Annotated in this window: 14 protein-coding genes, 1 tRNA gene and 1 pseudogene; 8 read left to right on the plus strand and 8 right to left on the minus strand. The window is 56.5% G+C overall.

What is annotated here, in order from left to right; translation table 11 throughout:
* Positions 1-464: 464 nt before the first annotated feature.
* Positions 465-538, minus strand: a tRNA-Cys gene (locus ACR0EK_RS00005).
* A gap of 224 nt (positions 539-762) precedes the next feature.
* Here ACR0EK_RS00005 and ACR0EK_RS00010 point away from each other — a divergent pair.
* The 3 genes from ACR0EK_RS00010 to ACR0EK_RS00020 all read left to right on the plus strand — a co-directional run bounded on the left by ACR0EK_RS00010 (position 763) and on the right by ACR0EK_RS00020 (position 3,791).
* Complete coding sequence (locus ACR0EK_RS00010) at positions 763-1,416, plus strand: protein-L-isoaspartate O-methyltransferase family protein (RefSeq protein WP_267363657.1); 654 nt, start codon at positions 763-765, stop codon at positions 1,414-1,416.
* A 94-nt stretch (positions 1,417-1,510) separates the two neighbouring features.
* Positions 1,511-2,929, plus strand: a complete 1,419-nt coding sequence (locus ACR0EK_RS00015) for a TolC family outer membrane protein (protein ID WP_209503355.1) — start codon at positions 1,511-1,513, stop codon at positions 2,927-2,929.
* A 73-nt stretch (positions 2,930-3,002) separates the two neighbouring features.
* Positions 3,003-3,791 (plus strand): hypothetical protein, encoded by a 789-nt coding sequence (locus tag ACR0EK_RS00020; RefSeq protein ID WP_209596939.1) that lies wholly within the window; start codon positions 3,003-3,005, stop codon positions 3,789-3,791.
* Positions 3,792-3,794: 3 nt separating this feature from the next.
* Here the strand turns inward: ACR0EK_RS00020 and ACR0EK_RS00025 are convergent, their stop codons facing one another.
* Both ACR0EK_RS00025 and ACR0EK_RS00030 read right to left on the minus strand, forming a co-directional pair.
* Positions 3,795-5,252: a cobyric acid synthase gene (locus ACR0EK_RS00025; protein ID WP_480564083.1), complete on the minus strand. Its 1,458-nt coding sequence runs from the start codon at positions 5,250-5,252 to the stop codon at positions 3,795-3,797.
* Positions 5,253-5,408: 156 nt separating this feature from the next.
* Positions 5,409-5,729, minus strand: a complete 321-nt coding sequence (locus tag ACR0EK_RS00030) for a DUF6280 family protein (protein WP_037310273.1) — start codon at positions 5,727-5,729, stop codon at positions 5,409-5,411.
* Between the two features lie 219 nt (positions 5,730-5,948).
* On the opposite strand from ACR0EK_RS00030, the gene efp reads away from it, so the two are divergent.
* Complete coding sequence (gene efp / locus ACR0EK_RS00035) at positions 5,949-6,512, plus strand: elongation factor P (RefSeq protein WP_209503361.1); 564 nt, start codon at positions 5,949-5,951, stop codon at positions 6,510-6,512.
* Between the two features lie 53 nt (positions 6,513-6,565).
* Here the strand turns inward: efp and ACR0EK_RS00040 are convergent, their stop codons facing one another.
* Positions 6,566-7,507 (minus strand): ABC transporter transmembrane domain-containing protein, encoded by a 942-nt coding sequence (locus tag ACR0EK_RS00040; RefSeq protein ID WP_480558264.1) that lies wholly within the window; start codon positions 7,505-7,507, stop codon positions 6,566-6,568.
* Positions 7,508-7,613: 106 nt separating this feature from the next.
* Positions 7,614-8,357, minus strand: coding sequence for a CAF17-like 4Fe-4S cluster assembly/insertion protein YgfZ (gene ygfZ, locus ACR0EK_RS00045; RefSeq protein WP_480564086.1), 744 nt, complete (start codon positions 8,355-8,357; stop codon positions 7,614-7,616).
* 73 nt (positions 8,358-8,430) lie between these two features.
* Between ygfZ and ACR0EK_RS00050 the strand changes: the two genes are divergently transcribed.
* Positions 8,431-9,105, plus strand: a complete 675-nt coding sequence (locus ACR0EK_RS00050) for a TIGR04283 family arsenosugar biosynthesis glycosyltransferase (protein ID WP_480538169.1) — start codon at positions 8,431-8,433, stop codon at positions 9,103-9,105.
* A gap of 7 nt (positions 9,106-9,112) precedes the next feature.
* Here the strand turns inward: ACR0EK_RS00050 and ACR0EK_RS00055 are convergent.
* Positions 9,113-9,868, minus strand: a pseudogene (locus ACR0EK_RS00055) (hypothetical protein); the annotation flags it as partial.
* A 244-nt stretch (positions 9,869-10,112) separates the two neighbouring features.
* Here ACR0EK_RS00055 and ACR0EK_RS00060 point away from each other — a divergent pair.
* Positions 10,113-10,952, plus strand: coding sequence for an EamA family transporter (locus ACR0EK_RS00060; protein ID WP_480564089.1), 840 nt, complete (start codon positions 10,113-10,115; stop codon positions 10,950-10,952).
* Between the two features lie 28 nt (positions 10,953-10,980).
* On the opposite strand, the gene ACR0EK_RS00065 is transcribed toward ACR0EK_RS00060, so the two are convergent.
* Complete coding sequence (locus ACR0EK_RS00065; protein ID WP_480564092.1) at positions 10,981-11,952, minus strand: UDP-glucuronic acid decarboxylase family protein; 972 nt, start codon at positions 11,950-11,952, stop codon at positions 10,981-10,983.
* Positions 11,953-12,255: 303 nt separating this feature from the next.
* Between ACR0EK_RS00065 and ACR0EK_RS00070 the strand changes: the two genes are divergently transcribed.
* Both ACR0EK_RS00070 and ACR0EK_RS00075 read left to right on the plus strand, forming a co-directional pair.
* Entirely contained in the window at positions 12,256-12,480 is a 225-nt protein-coding gene (locus ACR0EK_RS00070) for a DUF2188 domain-containing protein (protein WP_480564095.1), read from the plus strand.
* Positions 12,481-12,483: 3 nt separating this feature from the next.
* Positions 12,484-13,125, plus strand: a complete 642-nt coding sequence (locus ACR0EK_RS00075; RefSeq protein ID WP_480564098.1) for a hypothetical protein — start codon at positions 12,484-12,486, stop codon at positions 13,123-13,125.
* Here ACR0EK_RS00075 and parE read toward each other — a convergent pair.
* Positions 13,122-15,080, minus strand: a complete 1,959-nt coding sequence (gene parE, locus ACR0EK_RS00080; protein WP_209596923.1) for a DNA topoisomerase IV subunit B — start codon at positions 15,078-15,080, stop codon at positions 13,122-13,124. The genes ACR0EK_RS00075 and parE overlap by 4 nt on opposite strands.
* Positions 15,081-15,206: the final 126 nt, after the last annotated feature.

The raw sequence follows: 15,206 nt of genomic DNA on the forward strand, positions 1-15,206 counted from the left end.
ACTCAGCATTGGGCTGGAAAAGCCCTGTCGCATTCGAAAGGAAAGTGGCTTAAACGAGCACTTGGGGCGGCACAAAAACGGGACAGGTCCAGCTATTATCGAGCGTCGGCTAGGGGTTTTAGAACAACTGCAAGATCATCCACGCCAAGAAATTTGGAGCTGCGGTCGCCAGTCACGTTCCTCGTGTTCGAGAGTGGATCGCTGCAGAAAGGGAGCGAGAAGCGGTCGAAGATGCGGCTCGCGATCAGCGGTTTGAATAATGGACTATAGAGCACTAGCGATCAACATGGCGCGTTTGTTTCGCCAACCGGTTTTGTTTTATAGAGCATTGATCTAATTGAGTATTTCGAGCAATCGAACTCTCAACGTTTTGGGTGGGTAAGTGAGGAAAAATTCAGGAAATTTTTCGAAAAACTAAATTAATACATATAGTTAAGTGAAAAATATGGAGGCGAGTACCGGAATGGAGGCGAGTACCGGAATCGAACCGGTGTACACGGATTTGCAATCCGCTGCGTCACCACTCCGCCAACTCGCCTTTTCAAGTAAAATCAAATACTTGCCGTGGTGTGACTGGGTTTTTAACAGCTTTCCTCTGGGGCGTCCAGTGGATTGCGCGCGAAATTGCCGGCAAGATCGAGATTTGCCGAAGTCCACGCCCAAGGAGGTGATCAAGATTCAGGTTGCGGCAACAGGGGCGTTGCTGGAAGGTTCAGGATATGGCACAAGCCCGACATCTTTGGGAATGAGACGAGATATCCAATGACTGACTTCGCAGCCCGGCGCCGCACAATGGTTGATACACAGATCCGCCCCTCTGACGTCACCAAGTTCCCGATCATTGAGGCGATGCTGAGTGTTCCGCGGGAAAGCTTCGTGCCCGATTCTCAACGCGAGGCGGCCTATGTGGACGGCCTGATTGATCTGGGGGACGGGCGCAGCATGTTGGAGCCGCGAACCCTAGCTAAAATGCTGGACGTGCTGAACATATCCAAGGATGAGATGGTCCTCGATATCGCTCCGGCAATGGGGTATTCCACGGCTGTCACCGCGCGGATGGCTGAGTTGGTTGTGGGTGTTGAAAGCGACGAAACCCTTGCAGCCGAGGCGCAAAACCTCTTGGCCGAAGCTGACGTGCACAACGCCATTATCCACGTCGGCGCGCTGGAACAGGGTGTGGCGGAACACGGTCCCTATGATGCAATCATGGTGCAGGGCGGTGTCGAGCAGGTGCCCGATGCCCTGTTGGATCAACTCAAGGACCACGGTCGGATCGTGTGCCTGTTTGTCAACGGCAACCTGGGTACAGTTCGGATTGGTCGAAAAACCGGGGGCCGCGTCAGTTGGCGTGATGTGTTCAATGCCAATGCGCCGGTTTTGGAAGGTTTTTCGGCAGAGTGTGCATTTTCGCTATAGTCCGCCGATAGATTTTTCTATCGCCTTGATTAGTTGAAAAGAAGGCCGCAAACTGCCTGCAGGGCAGTGTAATTTCGTTTGAGAGGATTTTGGTATGCGTGGTTCGGCGACAGGTAAGCTGGTCAGGGCGTTTGCTGTGACCGCAGGACTTGCCATGAGCGTGATGCCAGGGCGTGCAGCGTGGGCAGACAACATAACGGATGCGTTCATCGGCGCGTATAACACCAGTGGTTTGCTTGAACAGAACCGGGCGTTGCTGCGCGCGGCGGATGAAGATGTAGCCATTGCGCTTTCTGCGTTGCGGCCAATCATCAACTGGACCGTGCAGGTCAGCCAGGATTACACCCGTTCGCGGGTCAATAATGTCGTGACGACAAACGAACCGTCGCGGTTCTTTTCGGGCCTGACGCTGAGCCAGCTTTTGTATGATGGTGGCGCGTCTGTACTAGGCAAGCAGTCGGCGCAGGAAACGGTGCTGTCGACCCGGCAAACCCTGATTGATATTGAACAACAGGTACTTATTCGCGCAGCAAATGCCTATCTGGGCGTTCTGCTGCAGGAAGAGACCGTGGCGATCCGCCAGAACAACGTGGATGTGTCGGCAGAGGAACTTAGGGCGTCGAATGACCGCTTCGAAGTTGGTGAAGTGACCAGGACCGACGTCGCGTTGTCCGAAGCACAGCTGGCAAGCTCTCAGGCGGATCTGGCAGTGGCACGCGGTGAATTGAGCATTGCGCAAGCCGAATACGTGAATGCAGTCGGAAAGGCACCGGGGCGAACGGCTGGTCAGCCGAGCCTGCCCAATCTGCCGCGTTCCGAAGCAGAAGCTGTGAATCTGGCGCAACGCAACCACCCGGCCATTCTATCGGCTCAGCATCAGGTCAGGGCGTTTGATCTGGTCGTGCAGCAGCAACGGGCAAACCTTGGGCCGAATGTCAGCCTTAATGCCGATGCTGGCGTGTCCGAGCGCTATGACAACAATGACTATGTGAACGACGCGACCGTGTCGCTGAACTTCACACAACCTATCTACGCGGGTGGCCGGTTGGCGGCAAATGTCCGCCGCGCAATGGCCAGCCGGGATGCCTCGCGTGCGAATCTGCTGAACGTTCAAAAGAACATCACGCAGGGTGTTACCGACCGGTATGCGGCGTTTCAGGCGGCCAGCGCCAGTCTGAGGGCGTCAACCGAGCGCGTTAACGCCTCGCAGGTGGCGTTTGATGGCATCCGGGAAGAGGCAACTCTGGGCGCGCGAACAACTCTGGATGTATTGAATGCACAACAGGATTTGCTGGATGCACAGCTGGCAGAAGTCGCTTCGCGCACCGAACGGTCGCGGGCTGCCTATCAGTTGTTGCAGGCGCAGGGCCTTCTGACAGCCGAGCGTCTTGGGCTGGCGGTGCAAATCTATGATCCGACTTTGTATTACAATCTGGTCAAGAATGCGCCGGCACAGGTCAGCAAGCAAAGCAAGGATCTGGATCGCGTTCTCAAAGCATTGCGCCGGGACTGATCGCCAATACTATCTGTTGTGAGGCGCGGATTGTTTGGCTACACTCGATCCAAGGATAGAGCGGTAGAGAACAATGTCTGATAATGTCGTGAAAGCAGGGATCGAAGACGTTCTGTCTTCGGTCAAACGTCTGGTCAGTGAAGACAGTCGTGACAAAACCGTCTCGGATCAAACGACTAAAGCACGAAAGCCGGGGCGGCTGGTGCTTACTGATGCTCTGCGGATCAGCACACCAGATCAATTGGGGGTGATTCCCGCTAAAGCTGTGTCGGAACCCGAAGTTTCAGATGCCGCCAAGCCCATGTTGTTGCGCACCTGTGACATCGTTCAGACGGGTCAACCTGCGAACGCTGACCAGGACAAGCCAGAAACAGCCGAGACGAAACACGCCCCGTCGGATGATGCAACAAACAGCCTGAGTGCAAAGATCGAAGCGCTGGAAGCGGCAATTGCGCAAACAGAAGATCAGTGGGAACCGGACGGTGACAGCCAGGATGCGTATTCGGGCACACCGTCACACGCGCTGCCATGGGATGTCGAAGAAGAATTTGCCGCTGCGATGTCGATTGATGCTGCCGGTGGTGACGAACCAGAGGCGGTTCAGCAGGCCGAAGACGCATCTTGTCAGGCGGAATTCATCCGGTCGTCTCAGGCTGTTGTGTCTGATGCTGATGCCGAAGAACCTGGTTCCGACGAAAATGTCAGGACGATCGACATGGATGAAGACGCTCTGCGCACCCTGATCGCAGAGGTTGTCCGCGCCGAGCTGCAAGGAACGATGGGTGAGCGGATTACACGAAATGTGCGCAAGATGGTCAGGCGAGAGATCGCCCGCGCTCTTGCGGCTCAGGATCTGGAGTAACTCTCAGCCTCGGTGCGGGGGCTGCGCGAGGCTGAGCAGCAGGTCAAGGTCCATGTGGCGCTCCAGATGATCGGCCAGATCGTCCAGCGCCTGCTCGACGCCGTCCTCATAGGACAGGTTCGAGGTCACGCCTAACGCTGACAAAAACCGCGCCCGGAATGCGTCGGACGAAAAGATACCGTGCAGATAACTTCCCTTGATCCGCCCGTTTGCGCTGGCCGCGCCTTCAGGGCGACCTTCGACCTCAAGCCATGCATTGGTGCAATCCGGGCCGTCTGTATGGCCCATGTGGATTTCGTATCCGGTGACCGGCTCTCGGTCCGGCAAGGCATGGGCCGTACGCAGAACAACTTGCTTTTGTCCTCCCATGACCGTGTCTACATCCAGCAACCCCAACCCTTCGACCTTACCTGGTCGACCGTCCACGCCATCGGGGTCGGAAATGGTCTTGCCCAGCATCTGAAAGCCACCGCAAAGACCCAGCACATGCCCGCCGCGCCGGACATGACCAAACAGGTCGATGTCCCAGCCTTGTGCACGGAAATAGGCCAGATCTCCGATGGTTGACTTGCTGCCCGGTAGCAAAACCAGATCGGCATCGCCGGGCAAAGGGCGTCCGGCCGGAATGATCTCGACGCTCACTCCGGGTTCGGCAGACAAGGGATCAAGGTCGTCGAAATTCGCCATCCGTTCAAGCTGTGGCACAACAACCTTGCAGGTGCCGCCTGTGTGAGAGCGGATGTCCATCATATCTTCGGCCGGAAGTTTCCAGGCGTCATGAAACCATGGCACAACCCCCAGACAGGGCCACCCTGTACGAGAGGCAATATCATCGCGCCCTTCGTCAAATAGGGACACATCGCCTTTGAACCGATTGACGGCGAAGCCCCGAATTCGCGCAAGATCGCCGTCGTCCAGAACCGCCTGAGTGCCAACGATCTGTGCGATCACACCGCCGCGGTGAATGTCGCCGACAAGTATTACAGGTATGTTCGCAGCGCAGGCAAAGCCCATATTGGCGATGTCACCCTTGCGCAGGTTTGTTTCGGCCGGGCTGCCCGCCCCTTCGATCAGAACCAGATCCGCGTCGTTGCACAGCCGGTCAAAGCTTTCCAGTGCGGCGCTTAGCAGTCTGGATTTATCCTTGCGGTAATCACCGGCTTTCATGGTGCCCGCGCGCTGCCCCTGAACAATGATCTGCGCGCCGGTATCAGTTTCAGGTTTTAACAATACAGGGTTCATATCCGTATGCGTCGCCCGCCTTGCCGCCCGTGCCTGAAGGGCCTGTGCGCGACCGATTTCCCCACCGTTTTCTGTAACAGCAGCATTGTTCGACATGTTCTGCGGTTTGAAGGGCGCAACCCGAAGACCCCGCCGTGTAAAAGCCCGCGCAAGCCCCGCCACCAGAACGGATTTTCCGACATTGCTGCCGGTGCCTTGAATCATGATGGCGCGAACCATGGATTGTCTCCTACCTGTCAAGGCGCAGATGACCTGATTTGGGCGGGCAGGGGAAGCCCCGAACTCATCCTGACGCCCGGGATCGTGGTGGGATACGCATAGAAAAACGCGCTCTGATGGCAGAGCGCGTTTTTTCTGAGTTGAAACAGCCTTGGATCAGGCAGCTTCAGCCTGCTGAGCGGCATTGCGACGCTCGCTTTCTTCACGCGACAGCGCGACCGAGGTCCGCACGCCACGGCCAACGAACTCCATCAGTCCGCTGACAACCCGCTCGTTCGGGTCGATTCCCGCGCAAGACAGCACTTCGCGTCCATCGCGCGAGCGCGCCCAACGGGCGATTTGTTCCGGGCCATTGCCATACTTCTTGTCATCGGCAATGGCGTCATCGAGTGCGGCCAACACAACGGCCGCGAAAAGTTTGCGAGCACGATTGCCTTGTTCGTTGTTAAAGGCAGTGCCGTCAACGAAATCTCTCATCTCGTCTTCCTTGTTTTTCTTGCTCTTGCAATTTTCGGCGTGACGGTCCTTATGACCGATAAAGTGCGATTCGGATACAGCTAATATGCATAGTTGCGTTGCGTCACTTGCATATCTCGCTGCACTTGCAGCACTAGGTTTGGTTGTCTTGTCAGGTATGTTCCCGCCAGATATAGGAGGCGCAACTGACGCATCAACCGTTTGTGAAGGAATTATGTAATGCCCAAGATAAATGGGAACGAAATTCGCCCCGGCAATGTGCTTGAGCATAACGACGGCCTTTGGGCCGCGGTCAAGGTTGACCATGTGAAGCCCGGCAAGGGCGGCGCTTTCGCGCAGGTCGAACTGCGCAACCTGCGCAATGGTTCGAAACTGAACGAACGGTTCCGCTCGGCTGACAAGGTTGAGCGTGTGCGCCTTGAACAGAAGGATCAGCAGTTCCTGTATGAAACCGATGGCATGCTGGTCTTCATGGATGCCGAAACATACGAACAGATTGAATTGCCAGCGGATTTGCTGGGCGAGCGTCGTCCGTTCCTTCAGGATGGCATGACGATTGTTGTCGAATTCTACGAAAGTGAAGCGCTGAACGCGACGCTGCCGCAGAAAGTAACCTGCAAGATTGTCGAAACCGAGCCGGTCGTAAAAGGTCAGACCGCCGCGAACTCGTTCAAGCCTGCAATTCTGGACAATGGCGTGAAAGTCATGGTGCCGCCGTTCATCGGTCAGGATGAAATGATCATCGTGAACACCGAAACGATGGAATATTCCGAACGCGCGTGACGTTTCGTCGCTTTTTGTGTCAGACCGCGCAAGCAGCCGCTGCGCGGTCTTTTTTATGCACTGTTGCGGTACCGGTAATGCGCGGGGTCCGGGCCGAATAGTTCTAGCATCAGCTCGTATTTGATGCGGTTGGCACTGACTTGTCTGTAAAAGGCGATCAGGAACGCGGTCGGGCCCTGTATCCGGCCAAGCCCGCTGATCGCGGCCACCACCGTGCCGACATCGGTCTTTCCTTGCAGCACCAGATAACCGCCCAACATCAGAATACCTACGGTTCCGGCGCCGTTGATTACGCTCAATAGGAACTTGGCCGAAAGCTTCCAAAGAAACATGCGCCGCCTTGTGTCATAGATGTCGTCGAACAGGGCATTGATATCCCGCTCGACGGCATCGATATCCTCGGTGGTCAGCCTATCAGTGGCGCTGCGCAAAAGGCGGACGCGTTCGGCGACAAACGTGTTCACTTTGCGTTGCGACACCAGAACGATAATGATCTGCGGCACAATCATGGAAAACGCGATAAGGCCAAGGCCTGGCTGCGTTGAGGATATGTACCCGATCACGCTGACCAGCGTTCCAACCTGAACCACCGGGTCCGAGAACGCGCCCCCTGCGAACTTGCCCAGCTCCTCAGCCTCGGCTGAGATGGCGGTCGTCATGGTACCTTTGCGCAGATTTTCACCCGTTTCCTTCAGGTCGGTAGCACGCCACAGCAAGCGTTGCCGGATCAGCCGGATCATGTCTTCGCCCAATGTACCCGCGCGAAAACCCAGAACCCATTTCAGGGCGAGGCTTAGCAGGATGACAATCATCATGCCGATGCCCAGCAGAACCAGCTTTTCGACATGAAGATCGTTGGACGTAAGGTGGTTGACAATATCGCGTTGAAATTCAAGCGGAACCGCGGCAAGCGCAGCAATGGCAATGGATAACAGAATGAGGACAATCTGCCGTCCGGCGCTGGCGCGCCAAATCGCGGAGTAAAGCTGAAACATGCGGGTATCCGTGTTGCCCCTGTGCCGACACATTGGCAGGGCTGGGTAACGGGTTCAAACTTTACGAGATAAACGGCGGATAAGGCCGTGCCGATTTGGCAACAAGTTATTCTTGGTCCGTCAGGCGAACCACGACGTCTCCGGCCAACATGTCTGCATTCGCACGGTCAAAGCGCAGATACGCGATTCCGTGTCCGCCTGATTGCGTGAACAGGGTGCCGACAGGTTTGCCGTTTGCGGCAATCTCAGTCCCCACCGGAACCGAGCCTTCGACAAAGACCCGCCGCAAGCCTTTGCGTAATTCTGTCTTGTGCTTCATGCGCGCAGTCACTTCCTGACCGACATAGCAACCCTTTTTGAAGTCCACGCCGTTCAGCGCCTCGAACCCGGATTCGAGGATATAGCTGTCTGGCGTCAGTTCGACCCCAGCCTCGGGGATGCAGTGTCGAACGCGCAGCGCGTCCCAGTCGGTTCCGTCATCGCCTTCCGAAGCTGTCGAGTAATCGCGCCAACCCATATCCGGGTGACGAGGGTCAGGAAGGGCGGTGTCCGGTGCTGGCCCAGTGCCGCGTTGCAGATGTAGATCCGTGCCTTCGATTACTACATCCGCCCGGAGTTTGTACATGTTCAGGCGCTTGATCAGGTCATTTGCAAAAGGCTCGGCCACGTCCAGCAGCACTCCACCGTCATCGCGTTTCAGAAAGAAATCGGCCAGATACTTGCCCTGTGGAGTAAGCAACGCCGTATAAACAAGCCCATTGCCCAGCCCCCGAACGTCATTGGTGACAAGGTCCTGCAAAAAGTCTTCGGTGTCCGAGCCGGTCAGGCGCAGGATGCGGCGGGTGAGCATGGCTTGGTCCTCGTCATTGCCTTTGGCCTCGTGATATAGGAAGTCCCGCAGTCAAGACCAGAGGTTATCGGACGTGCCCGCACCCGTCACTGTAGTGATTCCAACCTTGAATGCCGCCGGTTCCTTGCCTGCGTGCCTTGAAGCCCTGATGGAAGGGGTGCATTCCGGGCTGATCAGGGACCTGATCGTCAGCGATGCAGGCTCAACAGACCAGACGTTGAGAATTGCAGAAGATGTTGGCGCGCTTGTTCTGAAAGGTGAGCCGTCGCGCGGCGGTCAATTGCGCCGGGGGTGTGCGCAGGCTGATGGTGAATGGTTGTTAATCCTTCATGCCGATACCGTGCTGCAACAGGGATGGGCCGAGAGCGTAAGCGCCCATCTACCCTCCAACGCACCAGCTGCGTTTCGGTTGGCTTTTCGCGCGCGTGGGTTTGCGCCGACCTGGGTGGCCGGATGGGCCAATTTGCGCAGCAGGCTGTTCGGTTTACCGTACGGAGATCAGGGGTTGCTGGTTCCGCGTGATGTCTATCTGGCGGCTGGTGGGTATCCGGACCAACCCTTGATGGAAGATGTGGCGCTGGTGCGCGCATTGCCACGGATCGCAATACTCGAGTCGCGCGCCTTTACGAGCGCGGAGCGCTATGAACAGGCAGGTTGGACTCGACGGGGCATGCGGAACTTGTGGACACTTCTGCGCTATTTTCTGGGGGTTGATCCACAGGTGTTGGCGCGGGGCTATCGACGTTGAGCGCCCGGCGCAATTCGACCAAAGATTTTCCCAGTCGAAACGGGGCAGCAAAGCTAACAAGACAAAGCGCCACGATTTGCAGCACCAGAATATGGGCGTTGGCCTGCAGGTATTCCCATTCGTTTTTCAACTTGCCGACCTGCTCGATCAGGTCGTCATAGCTTTGTGCCAGGATCTGATAATCTCCGGCAATCGCGGGTACCTTACGGCGCATGTTGTCGATGGCCACCTGAGTTTTGTCGTCCAGAGACGTGAAAACGAGGAACTGGTCGATATCGAAAGCATCAGCTTTTGCCGTCATATCCCGCAGCTCGTCCATTTCATCTTTGCCCTGACTTCCGAACAGGAAGTGCAGGCCCTGCAGGGGGGCCACTTCGTTGGTTACGGCGATGAACAGGGGCAATTCCGAGTTGCTGGCAGTTGATGCCGACAGGAATTCAACCTTGTCGCACAGCACTGCCGTATCAGGATCGTAAGCAGGGTCGCAGAAACGCAGACGAAACCGTGCGGCATCCCGGTCGAATGCCAATGTTGCGGCGTAGGCCACATCAATCTGGCGATCCAGTCGCGAACTGTCCGACGTGTAAAGCCCCGCCAGAACAGCCACCAATGCGCCGATGCCACCCAGCACGACCCAGACCAGATCGGCCAGTTTCCACGCCCGGTGCCCCGCTGGCTTGCGGAACAAAAAGGCGGTGCCGATCGATCCTGACAGAAAAAACAGGATTAGCAGGGGCAATTGGTTGTCTGTCACAAAACTCATGTGCCCGATCTTAGAACGTGATGCGCGTCCTGCAACCGGGATCACGTGCTGTTGTAACTTCTTACCGGGCACAAGGGTGCGGGACGAGACCGGAAACGGCTTGCGGACACGTCCCCAACAGTGGCGGTAATTTGACCACTGGAATCCGGCTTGACAAAAATCCCGGTTTTGGCAGACACCACGCCCAAGTGAAATGGGGCCAAAGACCCTTTTTACGCACGAATTCTGCGGGAAAGGTTCGGGTATGACCCTGTTCGTCATTCTGATTATTCTGTCGGCGGCGCTGCTGCATGCCGTATGGAATGCCATCGTGAAAACGGCAGCGGACCGCACCACCATGCTGGGTCTGGTCGCGTTGGGTCAGGTCTTGCCGGCGGCGGTTATGGTGATGGTGCTGCCGCTGCCGAACACGCAGAGCTTTGTCTATATCCTGCTCTCGACCGTCGTGCATTTCGGCTATTACTTCATGCTGGGCAAGGCCTACCAGCATGGCGATCTGAGTGTGGTTTACCCCATAGCACGCGGGATTGTTCCGGCACTGGTCTCGCTTTGGGCGATGGCGCTGGTGGGCGAAGTTCTGCCCTGGCAAGCCTGGGGTGGGATCGCCTTAATCGCGGTTGGCATTCAGCTGAGCAGCTGGGCGGCGCTGCGTTCGGGTGTCGGGCGCAGCGCGCTGGGATTTGCGCTGGGAACCGGGTTCTGCATTTCGATCTATTCGGTGGTTGATGGGATTGGGGTGCGGCTGTCAGGCAATACGCTCAGCTATTGGGCATGGGGAGCCTTTCTGCACCTGTTCATTGTAGGGTTTATCGGGGTCAGGAAACGCACCACCCTCAAAGACCTGCCAGTCAGAATATGGATGACGGGCCTTTTGGGTGGGCTGGTTTCGATGACAGCGTATGGTCTGGTGCTTTACGCCAAGAACTTTGCGCCGCTTGGGGCGGTTTCGGCCCTGCGGGAAACCTCGGTCATCTTTGCGGCGCTGATCGGGTTCATTTTCCTGAAAGAAGGCAACTGGATGCGACGCCTGGGCGCCGCGGTCCTCATGGCGATTGGCGTCGCGCTGATCGGCACGGCGGTCTGATCCGGTCCCCGAGCCATGGCAAGACGCGTTATCCGGCTGCGCCTTCTGACTGAAGCGTCCGGAAATACCGGATCGTTGCGTCCAACCCTTCCTTCAGCTGTACTGTAGGTTCCCAGTTCAGCAGGGTCCGCGCCAGCGTGATATCGGGCTGACGTTGTTTCGGATCGTCCTCGGGCAACTCCCTGAAACTGATAGGGGTTTCCGCGCCAACAAGCGCCTGCACCTCGCTGGCTAGCTCGTTCATCGAGAATTCGTTGGGATTGCCCAGATTGACCGGGCCGGTGACCTCCTTGCCGGTGTCCATCAGGCGGATGAACCCTTCGATCAGATCATCCACGTAGCAGAATGACCGGGTCTGCGTGCCGTCGCCAAAGATGGTGATCGCCTCGCCCGTCAGGGCCTGCATGATGAAATTCGACACAACGCGCCCGTCGGCGGGGTGCATTCGGGGGCCGTAAGTGTTGAAGATGCGGGCGACCTTGATCTCAAGCCCCATCTGACGGTGGTAATCAAAGAACAACGTCTCGGCACACCGCTTGCCCTCGTCATAGCAAGAGCGCGGACCAACCGGGTTGACGTTGCCCCAATAGTCTTCGGTCTGCGGATGGATCGTCGGGTCACCGTAGACCTCAGACGTCGAAGCCTGAAAGATCTTGCATTTCAGGCGTTTCGCCAGGCCCAGCATGTTGATCGCGCCATGCACGCTGGTCTTGGTCGTCTGCACCGGATCGTGCTGGTAATGCACGGGTGAGGCGGGGCAGGCGAGGTTGTATATCTCGTCCACCTCGACGAACAGCGGGAAGGTCACATCGTGGCGCATGAACTCGAAGCGCGGGTTGTTGTGCAGATGGTCGATATTGCGCTTGGTGCCGGTGAACAGGTTGTCGACGCACAAAACCTCGTGCCCCTGATCCAGAAGCCGGTCACACAGATGCGAGCCCAGAAACCCGGCCCCACCGGTTACGAGAACACGTTTTCGACTGTCATAAAGGCGGGCCATTGCAAATCCTTAATCGTTAAATCCAAGCCAGCTTGCCACGGGGAAGCCGGGTCTTGGTTTGATTAGTAAACCGAAGGGATTTGAATTGCAGTAGATTTTGGTTTTTTGAGGGCGCGTGTGGTGTGGGGGTGTCTTCCTATCCAATCCATTGCTTGGTGTAGAGCATCATTCACGCGCCCGACCCGCTTCAACTTTTTAATTTTATTCACAAATTGTTAAGTTATTTGCTGTTCGTAGTTGGAGTAGGAGATTTGTTGGCATATCTTAAGCATAGGGACACGTAACAAAGGCTAGGAGTCGGATATGGCAGCCAAAGGTCAGCACGTTGTGCCTAATGGAGGCAAATGGAGCGTGCGTAAAGCAGGTTCGTCAAGAGTTACGAGCACTTATACAACGCAGGGTGAAGCAATACGTGAAGCTCGGAAAATTGCCAAAAACCAGGGCACGGAACTCTATATTCATGGTCGCGATGGTAGAATTAGAGAACGCGATTCATATGGGAATGATCCAGTGAAGTCGAAAGGCTAAGTATTGCCTGAATATCCTTTTGAAAGTTGTGTTTTTATCAACTGTCCGTTTGATGAAGATTTTGAGCCAATACTACAAGCAATAATGTTTTGCGTAGCTTATCTGGGCCTCAGGCCCAGGTTGGCGTCAGAGCGGAATGACAGTGGCGAAAATCGTCTTGAAAAAATTCGCAGCTTGATCGAGTGTTCAAAGTACTCAATTCACGATCTAAGTCGCTGCCAAGCCAAACGGGAAGGTGAGCACTTCAGGCTTAACATGCCATTTGAGCTCGGGATTGATTTTGGATGCCGTCAATATTTTGGTGATGGTCGGGAAAAGAAAAAATTCTTGATTCTAGAAGAAAAACGTTACCGTTTCCAAGCCGCTCTTTCAGATATTTCCGGTTGCGATATTGAATCTTACGGCACTGACGATCAAAAGGCTCCGCAGAATGCCGTGAAACATGTTCGCAATTGGCTGGTTTCAGAAGCTGGGATTGATCCCGTTGCGGCAAAACGCATCTGGGGTAAGTACTCGGATTTCCAAGAGTGGTATTGGGAAAAGAAGCTCGCAGAGGGTGCTGATGAAGAGGAAATCAGACAGTATCCAACCAGTGAGCTTTTGGCAGAAATCTTCAACTGGTTAGCAATAGGTGAACCAGTCTAAACATCCAACTCCTCCACAAACCGCGCGTTCTCCTGGATGTACTGGAACCGCAGTTCGGGTTTTTTGCCCATCAGGCGCTCGACCAGATCGCCGGTCTCGCCGGGTTCGTCCTCGTCAATGGTGACCCGGATCAATTTCCGGGATTTGGGGTCCATCGTGGTCTCTTTCAGATCCTTGGCGTCCATTTCACCCAGACCCTTAAAGCGGGACACGTCGATCTTGCCCTTGCCGCCCAGACCTTTTTTCAGCCATTCATCGCGCTCAGCCTCGTCCAGACAATAGACGCGTTTGGCGCCCTGGGTCAGGCGGTACAAAGGCGGGCAGGCTAGGTAAAGGTGGCCCGCGTCAATCATTGGGCGCATCTGGGTGAAGAAGAACGTCATCAGCAAGGACGCGATATGCGCCCCGTCCACATCCGCGTCTGTCATGATGATGACCTTGTCATAGCGCAGGTCGTCAACGTTGAACTTGGTGCCAAGCCCGACACCCAGCGCCTGCGTCAGGTCGTTGATCTCGGCATTGGTGCCCAGCTTGGAACTGGCCGCGCCCAGCACGTTCAGGATTTTGCCGCGCAGGGGCAGCAGGGCCTGCGTTTTGCGGTCACGACCCATTTTGGCAGAACCGCCCGCAGAATCGCCTTCGACGATGAATAATTCGGTGCCGTCGCGTGTTGAACTGGAACAGTCCACCAGCTTGCCGGGAAGACGAAGTTTCTTAGTGGCGGACTTGCGTTGTGTTTCCTTCTCGGCCCGACGGCGCAGGCGTTCTTCGGCCCTCAGGATGAGGAAGTCGAGGATCGCGCCAGCGGATTTCGTATCAGCCGCCAGCCAGTTGTCGAAATGGTCGCGGACCGCGTTTTCGACCAGCCGCTGCGCCTCGACCGTGGCCAGGCGGTCCTTGGTCTGGCCCACGAATTCCGGCTCGCGGATAAAGCACGACACCAGCGCGCAGCCACCTGTCAGCAGGTCGTCGCGGGTGATTTGCGCGGCCTTTTTGTTGTTGATCAACTCGCCATAGGCCTTGATCCCCTTGAGGATCGCAGCCCAGAAACCGGCCACATGGGTGCCGCCTTCGGGGGTGGGAACGGTGTTACAATAGGATTGGATGAACCCGTCACGCGACGGTGTCCAGTTGATCGCCCATTCGACCTTGCCGGGGGTGCCGAATTTCTCGTTGAAATCGACGGTGCCCGCAAAGGGTTGCTCGGCATAGGTAGACGAGCCGTTCATCGTCTCTTTCAGGTAATCCGACAGGCCGCCGGGAAAGTGGAACGAGGCCTCAAGCGGGGTTTCACCGTCATCGATGGCGGTTTTCCAGCGGATTTCGACGCCCGAGAACAGATAGGCCTTGGAGCGGATGGACTTGAACAGCCGCGCGGGTTTGAACTTGTGATGGCCAAAGATGTCCGGGTCGGCGTGGAAGGTCACCGTTGTGCCGCGCCGGTTCGGGGCCGCGCCAACCTTTTCGACCGGGCCAAGTGGGATACCGCGCGAGAAACGTTGTTCATATAGCTGCTTGTCCCGCGCCACCTGCACGACCATCGAATCAGACAGCGCGTTCACCACCGACGCACCAACCCCGTGCAAGCCACCCGAGGTCTGGTAAGCCTTGCCCGAGAACTTGCCGCCCGCGTGCAGGGTACACAGGATCACCTCCAACGCGGACTTGCCCGGAAATTTTGGATGCGGGTCGATCGGGATACCGCGCCCGTTGTCACGGACGGTCAGGGCGTAGTCGGAATGCAGCTCGACCTCGATCCGGTTGGCATAGCCTGCCACGGCCTCGTCCATCGAGTTGTCGAGGATCTCGGCCAACATATGGTGCAGCGCACGCTCATCCGTGCCGCCAATATACATGCCGGGGCGTTTGCGAACCGGTTCCAGCCCTTCGAGCACCTCGATCGAGGAGGCGTCATAGGTAGAAGTGGCGCTGGGCGTCAACAGATCTTCGGGCATGGGTGCTGCTCTTGTTTTTGGGTTTCCGCCATTATGGCAGGTGATGTGGTCCGGGGGAAGAGGGACGCGAGGTGTTGTGCGTTTTCTGTCAAGCCGCTTGCAATCCGTGCAGATAACCAGTCCTTT

It is taken from the genome of Ruegeria sp. AE4 (assembly GCF_056542185.1).